General features: G+C 63.5%; 13 protein-coding genes. 10 read left to right on the top strand and 3 right to left on the bottom strand.

Annotated features, from left to right (window positions below):
- Positions 1-78 precede the first annotated feature (78 nt).
- Positions 79-4,944, bottom strand: coding sequence for an NAD-glutamate dehydrogenase (locus AC07XM_RS08190; protein ID WP_102689362.1), 4,866 nt, complete (start codon positions 4,942-4,944; stop codon positions 79-81).
- Between the two features lie 273 nt (positions 4,945-5,217).
- Between AC07XM_RS08190 and AC07XM_RS08185 the strand changes: the two genes are divergently transcribed.
- Complete coding sequence (locus AC07XM_RS08185) at positions 5,218-5,571, top strand: hypothetical protein (RefSeq protein WP_102689361.1); 354 nt, start codon at positions 5,218-5,220, stop codon at positions 5,569-5,571.
- A 173-nt stretch (positions 5,572-5,744) separates the two neighbouring features.
- Here AC07XM_RS08185 and AC07XM_RS08180 read toward each other — a convergent pair whose 3' ends face one another.
- Positions 5,745-6,650, bottom strand: coding sequence for a LysR family transcriptional regulator (locus AC07XM_RS08180; protein WP_070086965.1), 906 nt, complete (start codon positions 6,648-6,650; stop codon positions 5,745-5,747).
- A gap of 123 nt (positions 6,651-6,773) precedes the next feature.
- Here AC07XM_RS08180 and lysA point away from each other — a divergent pair, with 123 nt between their 5' ends.
- From lysA to AC07XM_RS08155, 5 genes are all read left to right on the top strand, one after another.
- On the top strand, positions 6,774-8,006 hold the full coding sequence (lysA, locus tag AC07XM_RS08175; RefSeq protein ID WP_102689360.1) for a diaminopimelate decarboxylase: 1,233 nt from the start codon (positions 6,774-6,776) through the stop codon (positions 8,004-8,006).
- Between the two features lie 249 nt (positions 8,007-8,255).
- A complete protein-coding gene (locus AC07XM_RS08170; RefSeq protein ID WP_016485582.1) occupies positions 8,256-8,756 on the top strand; it encodes a sigma-70 family RNA polymerase sigma factor in 501 nt (166 codons plus the stop codon).
- Positions 8,757-8,761: 5 nt separating this feature from the next.
- On the top strand, positions 8,762-9,697 hold the full coding sequence (locus tag AC07XM_RS08165; protein ID WP_102689359.1) for a FecR domain-containing protein: 936 nt from the start codon (positions 8,762-8,764) through the stop codon (positions 9,695-9,697).
- 110 nt (positions 9,698-9,807) lie between these two features.
- Entirely contained in the window at positions 9,808-12,294 is a 2,487-nt protein-coding gene (locus AC07XM_RS08160) for a TonB-dependent siderophore receptor (protein WP_023048215.1), read from the top strand.
- Between the two features lie 609 nt (positions 12,295-12,903).
- Positions 12,904-13,347 carry an acetyltransferase gene (locus AC07XM_RS08155; RefSeq protein ID WP_016485579.1) on the top strand — a complete coding sequence of 148 codons (444 nt, stop codon included), beginning with the start codon at positions 12,904-12,906 and terminating at the stop codon, positions 13,345-13,347.
- 84 nt (positions 13,348-13,431) lie between these two features.
- On the opposite strand, the gene AC07XM_RS08150 is transcribed toward AC07XM_RS08155, so the two are convergent.
- Positions 13,432-13,659: a DUF3077 domain-containing protein gene (locus tag AC07XM_RS08150; RefSeq protein ID WP_023048213.1), complete on the bottom strand. Its 228-nt coding sequence runs from the start codon at positions 13,657-13,659 to the stop codon at positions 13,432-13,434.
- A 524-nt stretch (positions 13,660-14,183) separates the two neighbouring features.
- Between AC07XM_RS08150 and AC07XM_RS08145 the strand changes: the two genes are divergently transcribed.
- From AC07XM_RS08145 to AC07XM_RS08130, 4 genes are all read left to right on the top strand, one after another.
- Positions 14,184-14,894: an AraC family transcriptional regulator gene (locus AC07XM_RS08145; RefSeq protein ID WP_016485577.1), complete on the top strand. Its 711-nt coding sequence runs from the start codon at positions 14,184-14,186 to the stop codon at positions 14,892-14,894.
- Between the two features lie 103 nt (positions 14,895-14,997).
- Complete coding sequence (locus AC07XM_RS08140) at positions 14,998-16,413, top strand: efflux transporter outer membrane subunit (RefSeq protein WP_102689358.1); 1,416 nt, start codon at positions 14,998-15,000, stop codon at positions 16,411-16,413.
- Between the two features lie 160 nt (positions 16,414-16,573).
- Positions 16,574-17,719, top strand: a complete 1,146-nt coding sequence (locus AC07XM_RS08135; protein WP_102689357.1) for an HlyD family secretion protein — start codon at positions 16,574-16,576, stop codon at positions 17,717-17,719.
- Complete coding sequence (locus AC07XM_RS08130) at positions 17,709-19,223, top strand: MDR family MFS transporter (RefSeq protein WP_102689356.1); 1,515 nt, start codon at positions 17,709-17,711, stop codon at positions 19,221-19,223. Before AC07XM_RS08135 ends, AC07XM_RS08130 begins: the two co-directional genes overlap by 11 nt.
- The last annotated feature ends 128 nt before the right edge of the window (positions 19,224-19,351 follow it).

The raw sequence follows: 19,351 nt of genomic DNA, 5'->3' as shown, positions 1-19,351 counted from the left end.
CCCCGCGAAGAGGCCGGTACAGACAAAAGAAAAGCCCCGGCATCACTGCCGGGGCTTTGTTTTACCGCACCACAAGGCTCAGGACGGTACCACCGCCGCCTGCCCGCTCATGGCCAGGTCGACCAGCTCGCGGTTGGCCACCGCGTACATCGCATAGTCGGTACCGGTGGCGTTGCGCAGGTCGTCCAGCATGGCGCGCCAGCGCTCCACCATGACCCGGTGCTGTTCAGCCCACAATGCCACACGGGCGTCCATGTCATCCGGCGCATCGGCCATTTGCAAGACCGAGATGGTGATCGCCCGCTGCTGCAGGTCGATATCGTCGCGGAAGGCTTCGCGGGCCAGCGCCTGCCAGTTGTTCTCAACCGGCAAGTTACTGATTTCCTGCAGGTACCAGGTCAGGTCCAAAGCACTCCCCACGGCAAAGAACGCCTTGGCCACCTGCGCCGGGTCGTGGCCCGTGACGTCGGCTGCTTCAATGATCGGCAGCAAGGTGTAGAGGTGGCTGGTACCCGCCACCATGCGCGCCAGCAACTCTGGCACACCGGCGTCGACAAAGCCTTGATAGCGAACCATCCAGCGTTCGCGGGTCGGGCCTTCGAGCAGTTCATCGAGCTTGAGCCCCAGTTGCGCGACTTTCGGCCCGAAGTGTGCGGTATCACGCCCAGCGTCCTGCTCGTTACGGCGGCTGCGCAGGAACCAGCGCGTGGCACGGCGGCCCAGGCGCATCAGTTCGTCCATCAGGGTCAGCTGGACTTCTGCCGGCACCTGGTAATCCAGTGCCTCGATCTGGCGGAACCAGTGCGGCAGGTGGAAGATGTCGCGCACGATCACATAGGCCCCGGCCACGTTCGCCGGGCTCATGCCGGTCGACTCCTTCAGGCGCTGGACGAAGGTGATACCCATGTTGTTGACCAGGTCGTTGGCGATCTGGGTGCTGACGATTTCACGCTTCAGGCGGTGGCGGCGCATGGAGTCGGCGAACTTGCTGACCAGCGACGGCGGGAAGGCGGTTTCCATGTCGCGGGTCAGGTAGTCGTCGTCTGGCACCAGCGACTTAAGCAGCTGTTCCTTGAGGTCGATCTTGCTGTACGAAATCAGCACCGACAGCTCGGCGCGGGTCAGGCCCTGGCCGGCCGCCAGGCGTTCGGCCAACTGCTCTTCGGACGGCAGGAACTCGATGGCGCGGTCCAGCTTGCCACGGGCTTCCAGGTCGGCCATCAGGCGCTTGTACTCGGCAATCCGCTCGCGGGCACGACGGGCCGCCAGCGATAGCGCCTGGGTCTGCTTGTAGTTGTTGCCCAGCACCAGGGCGCCCACTTCGTCGGTCATGCTGCCGAGCAGCTGGTTGCGCTGCTTCTCGGTCATGTCGCCACCCTGCACCACTTCGTTGAGCAGGATCTTGATGTTGACCTCGTGGTCGGAGCAGTCCACGCCGCCGGCGTTATCGATGAAGTCGGTGTTGGTGGCGCCGCCGTTCAGGCCGAACTCGACCCGGCCGAGCTGGGTCATGCCCAGGTTGCCGCCCTCACCCACCACTTTGCAGCGCAGTTCGTTGCCATTGACCCGCAGCGCGTCGTTGGCCTTGTCGCCAACATCGGCGTGGCTTTCGGTGCTGGCCTTCACGTAAGTACCAATGCCGCCGTTCCACAACAGGTCGACCGGTGCCTTGAGCAACGCGTTGAGCAGCTCGGTCGGGGTCAGGCGGTCGGCTTCGATGGCGAAGCGCTCTTTCATCTGCGGGCTGATGGCGATGCTCTTGGCACTGCGCGGGAAAATCCCGCCGCCTTCGGACATGATGCTGGTGTCGTAATCGCTCCAGGCCGAACGCGGCAGGTCGAACAGGCGCTTGCGCTCGGCAAAGCTGGACGCAGGCTCCGGGTTCGGGTCAATGAAGATGTGCAGGTGGTTGAACGCCGCCACCAGTTGCAGCTTGTCGGACATCAGCAGGCCGTTGCCGAACACGTCGCCGGCCATGTCGCCCACGCCAATCACGGTGATCGGGTCTTCCTGCACGTTGATGCCGCGCTCGCGGAAGTGGCGTTGCACACCAACCCAGGCGCCGCGCGCGGTAATACCCATCTTCTTGTGGTCGTAACCGGCGGAGCCGCCCGAGGCGAACGCATCGCCCAGCCAGAAGCCGTAGTCGATGGCAATGCCGTTGGCGATGTCGGAGAAAGTCGCCGTGCCCTTGTCGGCCGCCACCACCAGGTACGGGTCGTCATCGTCGTGGCGCACCACGTTGGCCGGAGGCACCACGCCGCCGTCCTTGAGGTTGTCGGTGATGTCGAGCAGGCCGGAAATGAAGATGCGATAGCACGCCACGCCTTCCGCGGCGATCTCGTCACGGCTCCCCCCCAGCGGCAGGCGACGCGGCAGGAAGCCACCCTTGGCGCCGACCGGTACGATGACCGAGTTCTTCACCTGCTGGGCTTTCACCAGGCCCAGCACCTCGGTACGGAAGTCTTCCTCACGGTCAGACCAGCGCAGGCCGCCACGGGCGACGTTGCCAAAGCGCAGGTGCACGCCCTCTACCCGCGGCGAATAGACGAAGATTTCGAACTTGGGCACTGGTTTGGGCAGTTCGGGGATCAGCTTGGGGTTGAACTTGAAGCTGAAGTACGACTTGTTCTGGCCGTTGGTGTCCGGCTGGTAGAAGTTGGTGCGCAGGGTAGCCTTGATCAGGTCCAGGTAGCGGCGCAGGATGCGGTCTTCATTGAGCACCTGCACGTCGTCCAGCGCGGTCAGGATCGCTTGCTCCAGGCGCAGTTGCTTGTCGTCCAGGTCGTCCTGGGTGAGCTTGCGTGCCAGGTAGAAGCGGGTCTTGAACAACCGGGTCAGCTCGCGGGCAATGTCGGTGTGGTTGTTCAGGGTGCTGGCGATGTAGCCCAGGTCAAAGCCCAGACGAATCTGCTTCATGTAACGGGCGTAGGCGCGCAACAGCGCTACGTCACGCCATGGCAGGCCGGCGGTGAGCACCAACCGGTTGAAGGCATCGTTCTCGGCATCGCCGCCCACGATGTGGATGAAAGCGTCCTGCAGGGTGTCATTGAGCTGCTGGATATCCAGGCTCAGGCCTTCGCTGTAGGTGAAGGCGAAGTCGTGGATCCAGTACTCGCGGCCATTGGCATGGCGCAGGCGGTACGGAAACTCGCCGAGCACACGCAGGCCGAGGTTTTCCAGGATCGGCAGCACATCGGACAGCGCCAGGGGCGTATCGGCGTGGTACAGCTTGCAGTGCAGGATGCGCTCGCCCACCTGGGTCAGCGGCTGGTAGAAGCTCATCGCCAGCGGCTTGCTTTCCGACAGGTTCAGCACGTGCTGCAGGTCGACCACCGCCGAGTGCGCGGCGAAGCGCTCACGGTACCCGGCCGGGAAGCCCTTGGGGAAATCGGCCAGGATGTTGGTGCCTTGGGCTTCACCAAAGTTCTCGACCACCAGGGTCGAGTAGTCGTCTTGCCACGAGCGGCAAGCCTGGATCACTTCGCGTTCCAGCTGCTGCGGGTCGATGTCGATGCGGTTTTTCGGGTCTACCCGCAAAATCAGCTGCACGCGTGCCAGCACCGACTCGGAGAAGAAGGTCCAGAATTCGCAGTCGCTGGCCTTCAGGCGCTCCATCAGCACCTGCTGGATCTTCTGCCGCACTTCGGTGGAGTAGATTTCCCGCGGGACGTAGGCCAGGCAGTAGCAGAAGCGGCCGTAAGGGTCCTTGCGCAGGAACACGCGGATCTTGTTGCGCTCCTGGATCTGCACGATCGCCATGACGGTGGTGAACAGCTCGTCGATCGGCGTCTGGAACAGGTCGTCGCGCGGCAGCACTTCCAGCACCTGGGCCAGTTCCTTGCCCAGGTGGGCCTTGGCGTCGAAGCCCGAACGGCGCTCGACTTCAGCCACCTTCACACGGATGTACGGAATGGCATGCACGCTTTCGCCATACACCGAAGAGGTGTACAGGCCCATGAAGCGGTGTTCCTTGATGACTTTGCCGTCGGCGTCCAGCTGGCGGATCGACACGTAGTCCGGGTAGGCCGGGCGGTGTACGCGGCTGGGCAGTGCGGCCTTGGCGAACGACAGCAACAGTGGTTCGTTGAGGTAGGCCACGGCGTAGTCTTCGATGCGCAGCTCTTCGGCCGTCAGCCCCACGCGCAGGCGGCGCGGCAGGCCGAGGAACGACTGCTCGTCGTAGACCATCTGGCCGCCGTCGGCGTCACGCTTGACGGTGAATTCTTCATAGCCCAGGAAGGTGAAATGGTTGTCCAGCAGCCACTCGAGGAAGGCTTTGACCTCGCCCTTCTCGTTCTGTGCAGGACCAAAGGCGGTCTGCTCCACCTGCGCCACCACTTCACGCAGCTTGGCCTTCATCGGTTCGAAGTCGGCCACGGCCACCCGTACCTCGGCCAGCACCTGCTCGATCTCGCGGGTCAGCACGGTCAATTCGGCGGCATTGGCGCAACGGTCGATCTCCAGGTACATCAGCGACTCATGACGCACGCCCTCGCCCTGTGTGCCCTTGGGCAGCAGCTCCAGCAGCTCGCCCTTGGCGCCACGGCGCACGCTGAGCACGGTGGTTTGCAGGGTATGGATGCTGTAGCCGCGGCGGTTGAGCTCGGTGCGCACCGAGTCGACCAGGAACGGCAGGTCGTGGTGCAGCACTTCGACCACGGTATGGGTCGATTGCCAGCCGTTGCGTTCGTAATCAGGGTTATACACCCGCACTTGCGGGTAATCGGGGTCGAAACGCTCGATGATGCGCCAGGCTGACAGGGTGCAGCCGGCCAGGTCGGAAAGCCTGCGTTGGGTGAGTTCGTCCAGAGAGATGATGCCGAAGAACTGCTCGGCGAACAGCGCCACTTGTGGCAGGGACTGTTCGCTGATGTGCTGCGCCAGGGCCGCTTGCAGTTGATGCTGGAAGTCGGCTTTGCTGGCTGCGGTGAAGAACGCCATCTGTGGTACTCCGCTTGGGCTTTGTAATAATTGAAGCGTCGCTGCGTGCGCCGTGTACGGATCAACGATAGCCAACCCGTGGCAAGGCGGACGGTAAAACCAGGCGTCGAACGTGCACAGGCACGCTCAGGGCTCGGCGAAGCTTAACGACTGATCGGTCATCAACGCTTGCAGCGCTGCGACAATTTCGGTCAAGGGGCGGTAACTTTACGTTTATGCCTGTACGCAAGACTGTCAGAATTCCCTTCCGTTTCCTTTGATCCGAGCCTGCTCATGCAAATCAACACCGCCCTGCTGTTCGCCACCCCTTGCGATGACGAGGAAGACAACATGGCGACCCTGTGCTGCCACAGCGACAAGGGTCAGATGTTCCTGCTTACCCGCTACCCGGACGAAGACACCGTCGACCTGACCCTGGATGACGAGCCGTCGACGCTCGATGGGCTGAAGGTGACGCTGAGTGCCAAGCGCCTGCTGATCGAAGTGGCGGCCGGCGACCAGGATGCGCTGAAGGGGGACGAGGTGCTGGAGATCCACCTCACCAGCGACCTGAGTGACATGGACGAAGTGAAGCAAACCCTGGAAAACATCCTGACCGGGACCGGGACCTTCGTCTGCGAACTCTGAACCGCAGATTGCACATAGGACCGACCGTTGTTGCCTGTACTGGCCTCATCGCCGGCAAGCCAGCGCCCACCCCGACCACCTCTGCCTCAAGCCATGTGCAGCACCTGTGGGAGCTGGCTTGCCGGCGATGAGGCCGGTACAGGCAGCACAAAACCCCTTGGGAGAGCCAGGCGCTAGCGCAATGCTGCCTGCATTGCTTTAGCCTGCACCCGCAGCGCCTCGCAAAACGGCTCCACCGCTGCCGATGCCGGCCGGTGGTCGGGGCGTATCAGCATCACCTGGTACGGCACCGACACCCGCAACCTGCGGATCGGCAACCCGCCCTGTGCCGCCTCCAGCCCGCTCAGCGGGTTGATGATCGCCACCCCTAGGCCTTGCCTGACCATGGCGCACACCGAGGCGGCACTGGTGGTCTCGATCACCGTGCGGCGGTTCACCCCCGCCGCACGAAAGTGCTGGTCCAGGCGCTGGCGGTAGGTGTCCAGGCTGGCCAGGTTGATGAAATCGACCTCGTGAAAATCGCTCAGCTCCAACTCGGCCTTGGCCTGCAACGGGTGATGCTCGGGCAGCACGCACACCATGTTGGCGCTGAACAGCAATTCGCCATAAGCGCCGCGCGGTATCTGCTCCACCTCGGTCAGGCCAAGGTCATGCTGCTGGGCGACCAGTGACTCCTCCAGCAACGGCGATTCCTGCGCCAGGATGCTCACGCTCACGCCGCGGTGCTGCTGGTGGAAGCGCTGGCAGGCCTTGGGCAGCAAGGTCTGTGAAAACAACGGCAGGCAGGTGATGGCCAGCCGCCCCTGCTCGAAATTGCGGATGGCCTGGGCAAAGCGATCGATCCGCTCCAGCCCGACGTAGGCCCGCTCGACTTCTTCGATCAACAGCAGCGCCTGGGCGGTCGCCACCAGGCGCCCTCCCTCGCGTTCGAACAGGTTCAGGCCAGTCACCTGCTCCAGCCGCGCCAGTTCGCGGCTAACGGTGGGCTGCGAGGTGAACAGCAGGCGCGCCGCACCGGTAACACTGCCGGCGGCCATGATGGCGCGGAACACTTCGATGTGGCGCACGGACAGTTTCACGGCAATACCCGATGAGTAGACGATGGGTATATCAGATATGAATGACTGACGGAAAAATAGCTATTTTTATGAATTCCCGCTTTGGCTCATCCTTGTGGCCTTCCTTATATGAGTTGCGCCACCATGACCGCACCCTTCACCCTCCTGGCCGAGGCGGTTCGCCAGCACGGCTCGCCGCTGTGGGCGTACGACGCTAGCACCATCGCTGAGCGTGTCGAGCAACTGAACGTGTTCGACACCGTGCGTTTCGCCCAGAAAGCCAACCCCAACCTGCACGTACTGCGCCTGATGCGCGCCCACGGCCTGATGCTGGACGCCGTGTCACTGGGCGAGATGGAGCGTGCCTTCGCCGCGGGCGCGAGCGTGCACGGTGACCCTGCGGGCGTGGTGCTGACGTGCGACGCGCTGGACCGGCCAACCCTGGAGCGGGTAGTAGCAGAAAAGATCGAAGTCAACGCCGGCTCCATCGACATGCTGCGCCAACTGGGTGAACGCTCGCCCGGCCACCGCGTGTGGGTCCGCATCAACCCGGGCTTCGGCCATGGCCACAGCCGCAAGACCAACACCGGCGGCGAAAACAGCAAGCACGGCATCTGGCACGAGGAACTGGACGAGGCGCTGGCGTGCATCAAGGCCCATGGCCTGCACCTGGTAGGCGTGCACATGCACATTGGTTCCGGGGTGGACTACCAGCACCTGGAACAGGTGGCTCGCTCGATGATCGAGCTGATCGGCCGCCTGGGCGTGGACATCGAGGCGTTCTCCATCGGTGGCGGGCTGTCCACCCCTTACCGCAGCACCGACAAGCCGGTCGACCTGCAGCGCTACGCCCAGACCTGGGCGGTGGCGCGCAAGGAAATCGAAGCCATGCTGGGTCACCCCGTGCGCATGGAGATTGAGCCTGGGCGCTTCCTGGTGGCCGAGTCGGGCTACCTGGTAGCAGAAGTGCGTGCCGTCAAGCAAGTGGGCCGCAATACCTTCGTCATGATCGACGCCGGCTTCAATGACCTGATGCGCCCGGCGATGTACGGCGCCTATCACGGCATGACCCTGCTCGACGCCAACGGCCAGCCGGTGGACCGCCCACGGCAGCCGACTGTTGTGGCCGGGCCATTGTGCGAATCGGGTGACGTGTTCACCCAGGATGACCAGGAACTGACCCCGCAGGACCTGCCCCAGGCACAGGTGGGCGACCTGCTGGTGATCCATGATGCCGGCGCCTACGGTGCATCGATGTCGTCGAACTACAACAGCCGGCCGTTACTGCCGGAGTTTCTGATCGAGGACGGGGCGCTGCGGATGATTCGCCGGCGGCAGACGGTGCAGGAGCTGCTGAGCCTGGAGGCCGGGTTCTAACAACGTTTTCAATGTGTGCGTCCTGCCTTTGTGTGAGCAACTGCCTTGCTCAGGATCCAGAAGCTGGCGCAACCTCTGTGGGAGCGGGCATGCCCGCGAACACCGGCAGAGCCGGTGCCATCCAACGTGTTGCCTGTTTCGCGGGCACGCCCACTCCCACAAGGCTGTGTGCATGCACACGATCCTTGCAATCAGCCCGCCCTACTACGACAATGCGATCAATTCCCATTAATATTGCGGTCTTGACGCATGTCGACGCTCGATCCCCAGGCCCTGCACCAGCTGTACAGCGAAAACAACAGCTGGCTGAAGGGCTGGCTGCGCGCCCGCCTGGGCAACGCCGCCGATGCTTCCGACCTGGCGCACGACACGTTCTTGCGGGTAATGACCGCGCGTAATCCGTTGCCGATCCGCGAGCCGCGCAGCTACCTCAGCGCTATAGCCCGCGCGCTGCTGATCGACAAAGCCCGCCGTCGCTCCATCGAAAAAGCCTACCTCCAAGCCCTGGCCCTGCGCCCGGAGCCGGTTGACGTCTCGCCGGAGGTGCGCTTGTCCATCATAGAAATGCTGGTGGCCGTGGACAGCCTGCTCGACGAACTCGGCGCCAAGACCCGCGCCATTTTCCTTGCCGTTCAACTTGAAGGCCTGACCTACGGTGCTGCGGCTGAGCGTTTCGGCGTGTCGGTTACCACCGTGAAGAACCACCTGATCAAGGCGATGACCCGCTGTCTGCTGGTAGTTGAAGGCTGAACGCGATGGATCTCAAGACACTCGAAGCCGCTGCTACCTGGTATGTGCAGCTCAACGATGGCGCCTGCGACGAGACCCGCACCCAGGCGTGGCGGCAATGGCTGCAGGCCAGCCCGCACCACGCTGCCGCCTGGGCGCGGGTGGAGAAGCTGCAGCAGCAATGGGCCATGGTGCCCGCGCAAGCAGCATTGTCCAGCCTTGGCGCTGCGCAGGCGCAGCGCCGCGATGTGCTGAAAGTGCTGGGCCTGCTGGTTGCCATGGGTGGCGGCAGCTGGCTGGCAGCCGAACAGGTGCCCTATCGCGCCTTGCTGGCACAGCAACGCACCGGCACGGGTGAGCGACGCACCCTAGCGCTGGCGGACGGCTCGCAGCTGGAGCTGAACGTGGGTACCGCGCTGGATGTACGCTATGACACGAAGGTGCGGGCGATTCAGCTGTACCAGGGAGAAATACTGGTCAGGCCTGTCAGCGAGGTGCAGCACCGTCCGTTCATCGTGCACACCGAGGACGGCAGTATCCTTGCCCGCAGCACCGAGTTCAGCATCCGCAAACTCGCGCACAAGACGCGCGTCGGGATACTGCAGGCCAGTGTCGAGGTTCGCCCGCAGCGCCACGTTGAGCGGAGGCTGCAACTGCAAGCCGGGCAGCAGGTGAGTTTTGACCAGAATGACTTCGCCACCCCGCACGCCCTGCCCGTCGACTCGACTGCCTGGCGGCATGGCATGTTGAGTGTGAACGACTGGCGCCTGGGCGACTTCCTCGAAGAGCTGGGGCGTTATCGGCCAGGGGTGTTGCGCTGCGCCTCGTCGATCCAGGCCATGAGCATATCCGGCGCATTCCGCATCGACGACACCGATATCGCCTTGGCCAACCTGCCAAAAACACTGCCCGTGAAGCTGCGCTACCTCAGCCGCTATTGGGTGAGTGTGGAACCCGCCTGAGCAATTGCGAAAAAACTTTCGCCGCAATCTTGCTGATTTCGATTCTCGTCCGTCCCTGACACAAGCCGCGACGACAGCGACTTTCTGCCATGACTCGGAAGGATCACGAAATGCCTCACCTGCACCCTACCCCTGCAACCAAGCTGAGCCAGGCCGTGCGCCTGGTGCTGTTCGGCATGTCCCTGGCCAGCGCGCCGGGCCTGCTGCTGATGCCTGCCCAGGCCATGGCCCAAAGCCAGACCGCCTACCACGTCGCCGCTGGCCCGCTGGGCAATGCCATCACCCAGTTCGGCGTGCAGGCGGGCGTGACCATTTCGTTCGACACCGCACAGACCCGCCACTTGAGCAGCGCCGGCCTGGAAGGCAGCTACAGCATCGAGGAAGGGCTGGTGCGGCTGTTGGCCAATAGCGGCTTGCAGGCACAACGCCAGGGCAATGGCGGCTACGTGCTGATGCCTGCCAACAACGGCGCGGCCATGGAACTGGGCCCACTGAACATCGATGCCAACCGGCTGGACGCCACCAGCGAGGGCACCCAATCGTACACGGCACGTGCAGTAACCATCGGCAAAGGCGTGCACACGCTGAAGGAAACCCCGCAGTCGGTCACCGTGATGACCCGCAAGATGCTCGACGACCAGAACCTCAATACGCTGGAACAGGTGCTGGACAAGACCCCGGGCATCACCGTGTACGACTCGCCCATGGGCGGCAAGTACTTCTACTCCCGTGGTTTCAACCTGGACGGCCAGTACCAGTATGACGGCGTGCCGCTGGACGTGGGCGGCAACTACGTGCAGGCCAACAGCTTTTCCAGCGACATGGCGTTCTACGACCGCGTCGAAATCCTCAAGGGCGCGGCGGGCATGATGAAGGGCTCCGGCTCCTCCGCCGGCGGCGTCAACTTCGTACGCAAGCGTGGCCAGGAAAAGGCCACCACCACCGTCACCCTGTCTGCCGGCAGCTGGGACAACTACCGCGGCCAAGTAGATGTAGGCGGCCCGCTGAACGAGTCGGGCACCGTGCGCGGGCGCGCCGTGGCCTCGCTGCAGGACCGCCAGTACTTCTATGACACGGCCAAGCGCCAGGACCAGATACTGTACGGTGCCATCGACTGGGACGTCACCGCCGACACCACCCTGGGCTTTGGCCTGGCCTACGAGGATGTCGATGCCACACCGTGCTATTCCGGCCTGCCACGCTACGCCAATGGCAGTGACCTGAAGCTGTCGCGCTCTACCTGCCTGGGGGCCAGCTGGAACGACCTGCAAAGCCAGCGTATTACCGGTTTTGCCGACCTCAAGCACCGCTTCAATGATGACTGGACGCTGAACTTCGCCTCGATCTACACCCACAACACCCAGGACATCGAATACGCCTACTCCGAAGGTACGGTGCCGGTCGGCGCCAGCACCGCCAGCATGAACGTGCGCGCCGGCCGCTTCGACTACGACCAGGACGACTACGGCTTCGATAGCTATGTCGATGGCAAGTTCGAGGCGTTCGGCTTGCAGCACGAGCTGATCATCGGCGCCAACGCCAGCCGGCAGAAAACCCATGATTACTTCGCGTTGATGCTGCTGAACGCCAAGCAGGACCCATTCAACCCAACCTCGAACTTCCCACACCCGTCCAAAGGCGATTATCTGGTCAACCCGAGCCGCGGTGGCAGCGTGCCAACCGATTCCACCACCACCCAATATGGCACTTACGCCAACCTGCGGCTGAAGCTGGCAGAGCCGCTGACCCTGGTGCTGGGCGCACGGGTCAGCTGGTACCGCAACAAGAGCGACTCCTATACCCAGCTCTACGATTACTGGGTGAACAACCGCAGCCAGGAAAACGGTCAGGTCACGCCGTTCGCCGCCGTGCTGTACGACCTGAACGAGCAGTGGACCGCCTACGCCAGCTACGCCGACATCTTCCAGCCGCAGAGCGACAAGGTGAACGCCGAGCGGCAGTCGCTTCAGCCCAAGACCGGTGCAAACTACGAGATTGGCATCAAGGGCGAACTGCTTGATGGCGCATTGAACACTTCGTTCAACCTGTTCCGTACGGTCGAGAAACACCGTGCGGAAACCGACTACAACGAAGCCTGCCCGTCAGGCGACGGGTATTGCTACACCGACAGCGGCAAGGTCCGTGCCCAGGGTTTCGAGGCCGAGATCAGCGGCTCGCCAATCGAGCGGCTGCAGCTGCTGGCGGGTTACACCTACACCCAGACCAAGTACCTGAATACCATCGAAGACAGCGACCCCACCGAGCTGACCTTCACCTCCAGCTTCATCCCGCGGCACATGCTCAAGGTATGGGGTGACTACCAGCTGGGCGGTGCACTGGAGCGCTTCACCGTCGGCGCCGGCCTGAACAGCCAGAGCGAGAACTTCCGCACCACCGGCACTACCCGCGTCGAGCAGGCAGGCTACACCGTATGGAACGGCCGCGTGCAGTACCGCATCGACCCGAACTGGACAGTCGCGCTAAACGGCAACAACCTGTTCGACAAGAAGTACTACGCCACCATCGGTGCGCCGGCGTGGGGCAATTTCTATGGTGAGCCACGCAATTTCATGGTGACCTTGCAAGGCACGTTCTAAGCGATCACGACGCAGTTGTGGGAGATTGTGCAGAGAACAAAGACGGCAGGTAAGCCACTTGTGGGGGCAGGCTTGTTCCGCGAATGGAACAGGCGGTGCCTGGCACCGGCTTTGCCGGTGTTCGCGGGACAAGCCCGCTCCCACAAAGCCCGTGCTGGATAAACGGGCTGGCGGTCGTTCTATGAGGGCGCAAGCACGCTACTTGTGGGAGCGGGCTTGTCCAGGGTACAGACCGGAGACATCGTTGACATTTTAAACCGGGGACATGGTTGCGCTCCTGCATCAGGGCTTCGAACACCACCATCAGGTTGATATCGGCCTTGCGCAGTTCGTTGCGGTTCATTGGGGCTCCCGGCCATGGCCATGACGTGCGGACTCAATTCCAGCATCGATATGGATTGCGGTCGAGTAAAAACCGGAAACCCGACTCAGGCTGCATTGCCCCACACTGCGCAATCCGGGTAACCTTCTGCCATCTTCCCTTCCGGCTTCCCCTGCCGTGCACCGCCCAGGCGTTAAATCGCGAAGCGGTCATTCATGATGCCGACACCTGCATGGCCGCCACCTTTTGGCGCGCCCATCTGCCATCTATACATTCAGGATGACCCTATGATCATTCGCCAAGGCATTGCTGCAGACTTCCCGCAGCTGCTCGACATCTGGCTGCGCGCCGTACGCGCCACACACCACTTTCTGCAACCGTCCGACATCGACGCGCTGTTGCCACAGCTGCAAGACGTGTACTTTCCGGCCGTCGAGCTGTGGGTTGCAGTAGATACCGATGACCAGCCGTTGGGCTTCATCGGTTTCAATGAAAACCACGTGGAAATGCTCTTCGTCGACCCCGAGCGACATGGCCAGGGTATTGGCCGTGCGCTGCTGGATTTTGGCCGCCAGTCGCGTAACGCGATGAGTGTCGATGTCAACGAGCAGAACCCCCAGGCAACAGGGTTCTACGAGCACTACGGCTTCGTCCAGACCGGCCGCTCGCCGCTGGATGGCGAAGGCCGGCCGTTCCCCTTGCTGCATATGAGCTTGCCCACCAAGACATGACTAGAAGGCACACACCGCGATGGACCGGTCCATCGGGCCATGTGTCGCAAAAAGGGCCGCAAAGCGGCCCCCCAGGGCAGCCGTTCAGCGCAAGGTATTTTTGGTCAGTTCGACTTCGTTCATCAATGCCTTGGCCAACGCCGTGAGGTAATCGGCGGCGCCCAGGAATTTGTGGTCGTCCTCCATATCGCCTTCGCGCAGCAGATGCTTGATGTAGCTCAGCAGGATCGAAACTTGCTCATAGGCATCATCGATAGGAATGCCGGGCTGGACCCGCAGCAGATCCTGTGGATCGGGGACGAGCTTTTTCATTGTGTAATTCCAGCTTCTAGGGAAGGAACCACCACCTGAATCTTTCTCATGGATTGAAGGCGGCAGCCGTACGCAGGTGTGAGAAAACCGGGCAGAAGCTAGCAAAGGCCCGGCCAGGCGAAAGCCCGCCCACGTACGGCCACCATGAAGGTGCTGCTAGCTTGACTGTCGGGTTCTCATGCCCGGTCGCCGGAGCGACGCGAAAACGTTATCCCTGAGGTACTTCGCCGACAACGGCGATAGTTCAGCAGCGCGCGTAGGATAATTCCTAAGCGGGTTGATTCTGAAGCGTTTGGTTTCATGTTCAGAAATGTCTTACAGGGGATGGCTTTGAGGTGCCTGCCAAGGGATCGGTCAGGGCCACCAGGTGCTTGCCGCAACATTTTCAGCGCCTACAAGACCGAGCGCCGCGCGGGCGGCGCTCGATCTCGCAGGCGATGAATAATTGCGCCGAACCGCCAACCTTCGCAATCAAGCATCAATAAACCGCCGTATAATCGGATCCAATACCGAGGATGCCCCGCATGCAAGCATTGGAAATGGACTACGGACACGGCGAAGAAGTGGCCAGCCACTGCCACGCCGAAGATCAGCTGATCTACGCCGCCAGCGGCGTCATGCGGGTCAGCAGCGAAGGCGGTAGCTGGGTGATCCCTGGCGGGCATGCGTTGTGGATGCCCGCCGGGGTCAGCCATGCCATCCGCATGGAAGGCGTGGTCTGCATGCGGACCTTGCTGCTCGAAGCACGTATCGAGCGCTGCCAGGTCATCGTGGTAACCGGCCTGCTGCACGAACTGATCCTGGCTGCGTCACGCATGCTCGACCTGCGTGACGGCGAGCACGTGCGGGCACTGATCCAGCTTGAGTTGGCCACTGCCAGGCGCATCGATGCCTTTGTGCCGTTGCCGCACCAGGCGAAACTGCGCGCCTGGTGCGAGCGCTTCCTGCAGGACCCGGCCCAGGACCTGACGCTGGAACAATGCGGCGCGCAACTGAACATGAGTGCCCGCAGCGTGGCACGGCTGTTCCAGCGTGAGGTGGGCATGTCGTATGGCGAATGGCGCGCCCGTGCCCGGGTGATGCTCAGCCAGCAATGCCTGGCCGATGGCCAACCAATCCTGAACGTGGCGCTGGAGCACGGCTACCAGAGCGCCAGCGCCTTTGCCGCCATGTTCAAGCGCATCCTCGGCTACGCGCCGAGTGATTGGCAAAACAGTACCGCGCGCGGGTACTGAGCTCCAGGTTGTCCCACTTGCGCGCAGGGTTGTCCCGCTTGCGGCAGCGGCGGGCGCCCCACCCTCGTTAACCTCGCATCACCACCCTTGAGCGACATGTGTGATGCCCTTACTGCCTTCATTTCCCTTCCCTGCCCGGTTTGCCGTACTCGCCATACTCGGCGTGCTGGCGGCGTGCACCCGGCAACCCGCACCTGCCGAGCCACCCGCAGCGCTGCTGGCCAACCCGCTGGCGAATGTGCCGGCGGGTGTCAGCCGGCAACCATTGCCCCAACAATGGTGGGCGCTGTTCCAGGACCCGCAACTTAACCACTGGGTACAGCAAGCCCTGGCGCACAATCAGGACCTGGCCCAGGCCGAAGCCAATGTGCAGGCCATGCTGGCGGGGATAGGCGAGTTCGATGCCAGGCGCTGGCCGTCAACCTCGATGGACTTTGCCGCCACCTATGGCAAGAGCGCCGATGACCAGACCCTGGCCGAGGCGACCGACAGCCACGCGCCGTCGCAATGGCAATTCAACCCAGGCATCGAGTTGGCCTATCAGGTGGATGTCTGGGGCCAGGTGCGTGCTGCCATCGAGCGCGCCCGGGCCCAGGCCGAAGCCAGCGCTGCGGCGCTGGATCTGGTGCGCCTGCAAGTGGTCGCCCAGACCAGCCGCGCCTACCTCGACCAGTGCATCTACACGGCGCGCCTGGACGAGGCTAAGCAGTCCCTGCAAACCCTCGACCACAGCGTGCAACTGAGCGAACGCCAGCGCCAGGCCGGCGTGGCCACTGCCCTCGACAGCGAGCGCCTGCTGGGCTTACGGGAACAAGTGCGGGCGCAGCTGCCGATGCTCGCAGCCGGGCGGCAGATGGCGCTTTACGAACTTGGCATGCTCAGTGGCCAGGCCTCGCTGGCCGACACCACCACTTGCACAACCATCCCCACGCTGTCGGCGCCGCTACCGGCCGGCGATGGTTGGCATTTGCTCGAACGCCGGCCGGATGTGCGCCAGGCAGAACGGGAACTGCAGGCTGCCACCCTGGAAACCGACATCGTCCGGGCCGACCTGTATCCGAAGGTCAGCTTCGGCGCTTCGCTGACCTCCTCGGACCATCACCTGGCCAACCTCGGCGACAGCCGCGCGGTGATGTTCGGCATTGGCCCGCTGATCCGTTGGGAGTTTCCGAATATGAAGGCCAACCGCGCAAGGGTCGGCAAAGCCGAGGCGTTGCAACAGGCTCAGGTCGCCCGTTACCACGGTGTGGCGCTGAGCGCGCTGAAAGAGGTGCGCCAGGCGCTGGCCCGCTACGACGGCGAACAGCAGCGCTTGCAGGCACTGGATGCAGCCCTGGCGCACAGCCAGCGCGGCTATGCCCTGGCCCAGGGCAATTACCGCGCCGGCACCTTGGACGGGCTGGCCTTGCTCGACAGCGAGCGAGAACTGATACGCCTGCGGGCCAGCCACGTAGAAGCCCGAGGGCGGCTGGCGCAGGCACAGGTCAACCTGTTCCGCGCCCTGGGCGGGCGGTGGTAGCTTCAGGTAACAACAAATGCGGCCGCTTAGCGGCCCTTCGCGGGCACGCCCGCTCCCACAGGAACTGCGCAGCGCCCGAAGAAAACGCCATCCCTGTGGGAGCGGGCGTGCCCGCGAAGGGCTGCACAGCAGCCCCAAAAATCAAGCATGGAAACCGTACATGAATGTTGCCGTAGAACAAACCGCACCAGCCGAAACTGAACCGCGGGCCAAAGCCAGATCCCGTCGCCGCCTGGCCTACACCACCAGCGGCAGCCTGGCAGCAATCGCCCTGCTGGCCTTCACCAGCTACTGGCTCACCACCGGCCGCTACCTGGAGACCACCGACGACGCCTACGTCCGCGCCGACTGGGTAGCCCTGAGCCCGCGTGTGGCCGGTTACGTGGCCGAGGTCGCAGTGGCTGACGACCAGCCCGTGAAAGCCGGCGATGTACTGGTGCGCCTGCAAAGCCGCGACTACCGCGCCCGCCTCGACCAGGCACGGGCAGGTGTGGCCGAGGCCCAGGCGGCACTGATCGCCGCCCAGGCCCGCCAGCAGGTGGCCAGCGAGCGTATCAACCAGCAACAACAAGCCATCTTGCAGGCTGAAGCAGCCATGCGCAGTGCCACTGCCGAACAGCGGCGCAGTGACTTGGACATGCAACGCTACCGTGGCCTTGTGCGAGACGAGGCCGCGACCGTGCAGCGCCTGGAAACCGCCAGCGCCCATGCCACCCAGGCACAAGCCGCGCTGCAAGGTGCCCAGGCCGCGGTGCGCCAACAACGGTCACAACTGGCCATGGCCAAGGCCCGGTCAGCCCAGGGTAACGCCGAACTGCAACAGCGCGCGGCAGCGCTGACCCGCGCGCAGGCCCGCCAACAGTTGGCCGAGCAGGACGAACAGGACACCGTGATCCGCGCACCGATCACGGGCGTGGTCGGCCAACGCCGCGTACGTGCCGGCCAGTACGTGGTGCCGGGCCAGCCGCTGCTGGCCGTGGTACCCCTGCAGCAGGCCTATGTGGTGGCCAATTTCAAGGAAACCCAGTTGGCCAACATGCGCCCGGGGCAGCCGGTAGAAATCCGCGTCGACAGCTTCGTCAGCCAGCCACTGCGCGGCCATGTGGCCAGCTTCTCGCCAGCGTCCGGCAATGTCTTCGCACTGCTGCCGTCGGACAATGCCACCGGCAACTTCACCAAGATTGTCCAGCGCTTCCCGGTGCGTATTCTGCTCGACACACCGCTGGATGGCCCGCAGGTACTGCCCGGCATGTCCGTGGTGAGCACGGTCGACACGCGCCCCGCAGAGGTGGCCGATGGGCACTGAACCAACGGTCACACTGCGCGCCTGGGTAGCGGTGCTCGGCGGCCTGCTGGGGTGCTTCATGGCCGGCATGAACGTGCATGTCACCAGCGCCGCACTGCCGGAAATCCGCGGCTCGCTGGGCGCCAGCTTCGAAGAGGGCTCCTGGATTTCCACCGCCTACCTGGTAGCGGAAATCGTGATGATTCCGCTGACGGCCTGGCTGGTGGACGTGTTCTCGCTGCGCCGGGTGATGTGGACCGGCTCGCTCATCTTCCTGATCGCTTCGGTGGCCTGTTCCTGGGCGCCCAACCTGGAGGCGATGATTGCCATCCGGGTGATCCAGGGTGCTGCGGGCGCGGTGCTGATCCCCCTGTCGTTCCAGCTGATCATCACCGAACTGCCGGCCAGCAAGATGGCCATGGGCATGGCGCTGTTCAGCCTGGCCAACAGCGTGGCGCAGGCGGCCGGGCCATCGATTGGTGGCTGGCTGACCGATGCCTATTCGTGGCGCTGGATCTTTTATCTGCAACTGTTCCCCGGCCTTGCGCTGCTGTTCGCCATCGCCTGGTCGATCGAGGCCAAGCCCATGAAGCTTGAGCTGCTACGCAAAGGTGACTGGCTGGGTATCGCCGCCATGGTGATCGGCCTGGGTGGCTTGCAGATCGTGCTGGAAGAAGGCGGCCGGCTGGACGGGTTCGGCTCGCCATTCATCGTCGCCATGAGTGTGGTCGCCACCATTGCCCTGGTGGTGTTCGTGGTGACCCAGCTGTTCGGCCAGCGCGCCTTCATCAACCTGCGCTTGCTCGGGCGCTACAACTTCGGCGTCGCCAGCGTGGCGATGTTCATCTTTGGCGCCGCCACATTCGGCCTGGTTTTTCTGGTGCCCAACTACCTGTCGCAGCTGCAGGGTTTCAGCGCGCACGATGTCGGCGTGGCGCTGATCGCCTATGGCGTGGTGCAGCTGCTGCTGGCGCCGTTGATGCCCCGGCTGATGGGCTGGACCAGCGCCAAGTTCATGGTCGCCAGCGGCTTTCTGATCATGGCCCTGGGCTGCTGGCTGGGGGCTAGCCTGAGCGCCGACAGTGCCGACAACGTGATCATCCCGTCCACGGTGGTGCGCGGTATTGGCCAGCCTTTCATCATGGTGGCGTTGTCGGTGCTGGCGGTGGCCGGGCTGGACAAGCGTGAAGCCGGCTCGGCCTCGGCGGTGTTCTCCATGCTGCGCAACCTGGGGGGAGCCATCGGCACGGCCGGGTTGACGCAACTGGTGGCCACCCGTGAGCGCTTTCACAGCGAGCGCATTCACGAGCAGGTGACAGTGTTCGCGCCTGGCGTGCAAGAGCGCATCAACCAGACAGTACAGAGCTGGTTGCCGCACCAGCAGCAGATGCTGGAGGGGCTGGCCGGGACGATTCGGCGGGAGGCTTACCTGCTGGCTTACAGTGATGCGTTCTACCTGGCGTGCCTGGCGTTGGTCGGGTGTGCAGTAGCGGCATTGCTGTTACGGTCAAAACACCAATTGTGACGCCGACACATCTCCCTGTCGGAGCATGCGTTTAGAGTGCCGCACCCGGCGCGCGGCCCAGCACCGCACGCATTTCGGCGGTGCCGAACATATCCCTGTCGCTGTTACACTGCCAACCGATGAAATTT

The sequence above is a fragment of the Pseudomonas sp. GW460-LB5 genome, from assembly GCF_059423245.1.
This window is presented reverse-complemented; position numbering and strand designations above follow the sequence as displayed.

Coding starts and splice junctions, on each gene's coding strand:
- AC07XM_RS08160 (WP_023048215.1), top strand. CDS start 9,808: ATGCCTCACCTGCACCCTACCCCTGCAACCAAGCTGAGCCAGGCCGTG.
- AC07XM_RS08140 (WP_102689358.1), top strand. CDS start 14,998: ATGCCCTTACTGCCTTCATTTCCCTTCCCTGCCCGGTTTGCCGTACTC.
- AC07XM_RS08190 (WP_102689362.1), bottom strand. CDS start 4,944: ATGGCGTTCTTCACCGCAGCCAGCAAAGCCGACTTCCAGCATCAACTG.
- AC07XM_RS08165 (WP_102689359.1), top strand. CDS start 8,762: ATGGATCTCAAGACACTCGAAGCCGCTGCTACCTGGTATGTGCAGCTC.
- AC07XM_RS08130 (WP_102689356.1), top strand. CDS start 17,709: ATGGGCACTGAACCAACGGTCACACTGCGCGCCTGGGTAGCGGTGCTC.
- AC07XM_RS08135 (WP_102689357.1), top strand. CDS start 16,574: ATGAATGTTGCCGTAGAACAAACCGCACCAGCCGAAACTGAACCGCGG.
- AC07XM_RS08155 (WP_016485579.1), top strand. CDS start 12,904: ATGATCATTCGCCAAGGCATTGCTGCAGACTTCCCGCAGCTGCTCGAC.
- AC07XM_RS08145 (WP_016485577.1), top strand. CDS start 14,184: ATGCAAGCATTGGAAATGGACTACGGACACGGCGAAGAAGTGGCCAGC.
- lysA (WP_102689360.1), top strand. CDS start 6,774: ATGACCGCACCCTTCACCCTCCTGGCCGAGGCGGTTCGCCAGCACGGC.
- AC07XM_RS08170 (WP_016485582.1), top strand. CDS start 8,256: ATGTCGACGCTCGATCCCCAGGCCCTGCACCAGCTGTACAGCGAAAAC.
- AC07XM_RS08185 (WP_102689361.1), top strand. CDS start 5,218: ATGCAAATCAACACCGCCCTGCTGTTCGCCACCCCTTGCGATGACGAG.
- AC07XM_RS08150 (WP_023048213.1), bottom strand. CDS start 13,659: ATGAAAAAGCTCGTCCCCGATCCACAGGATCTGCTGCGGGTCCAGCCC.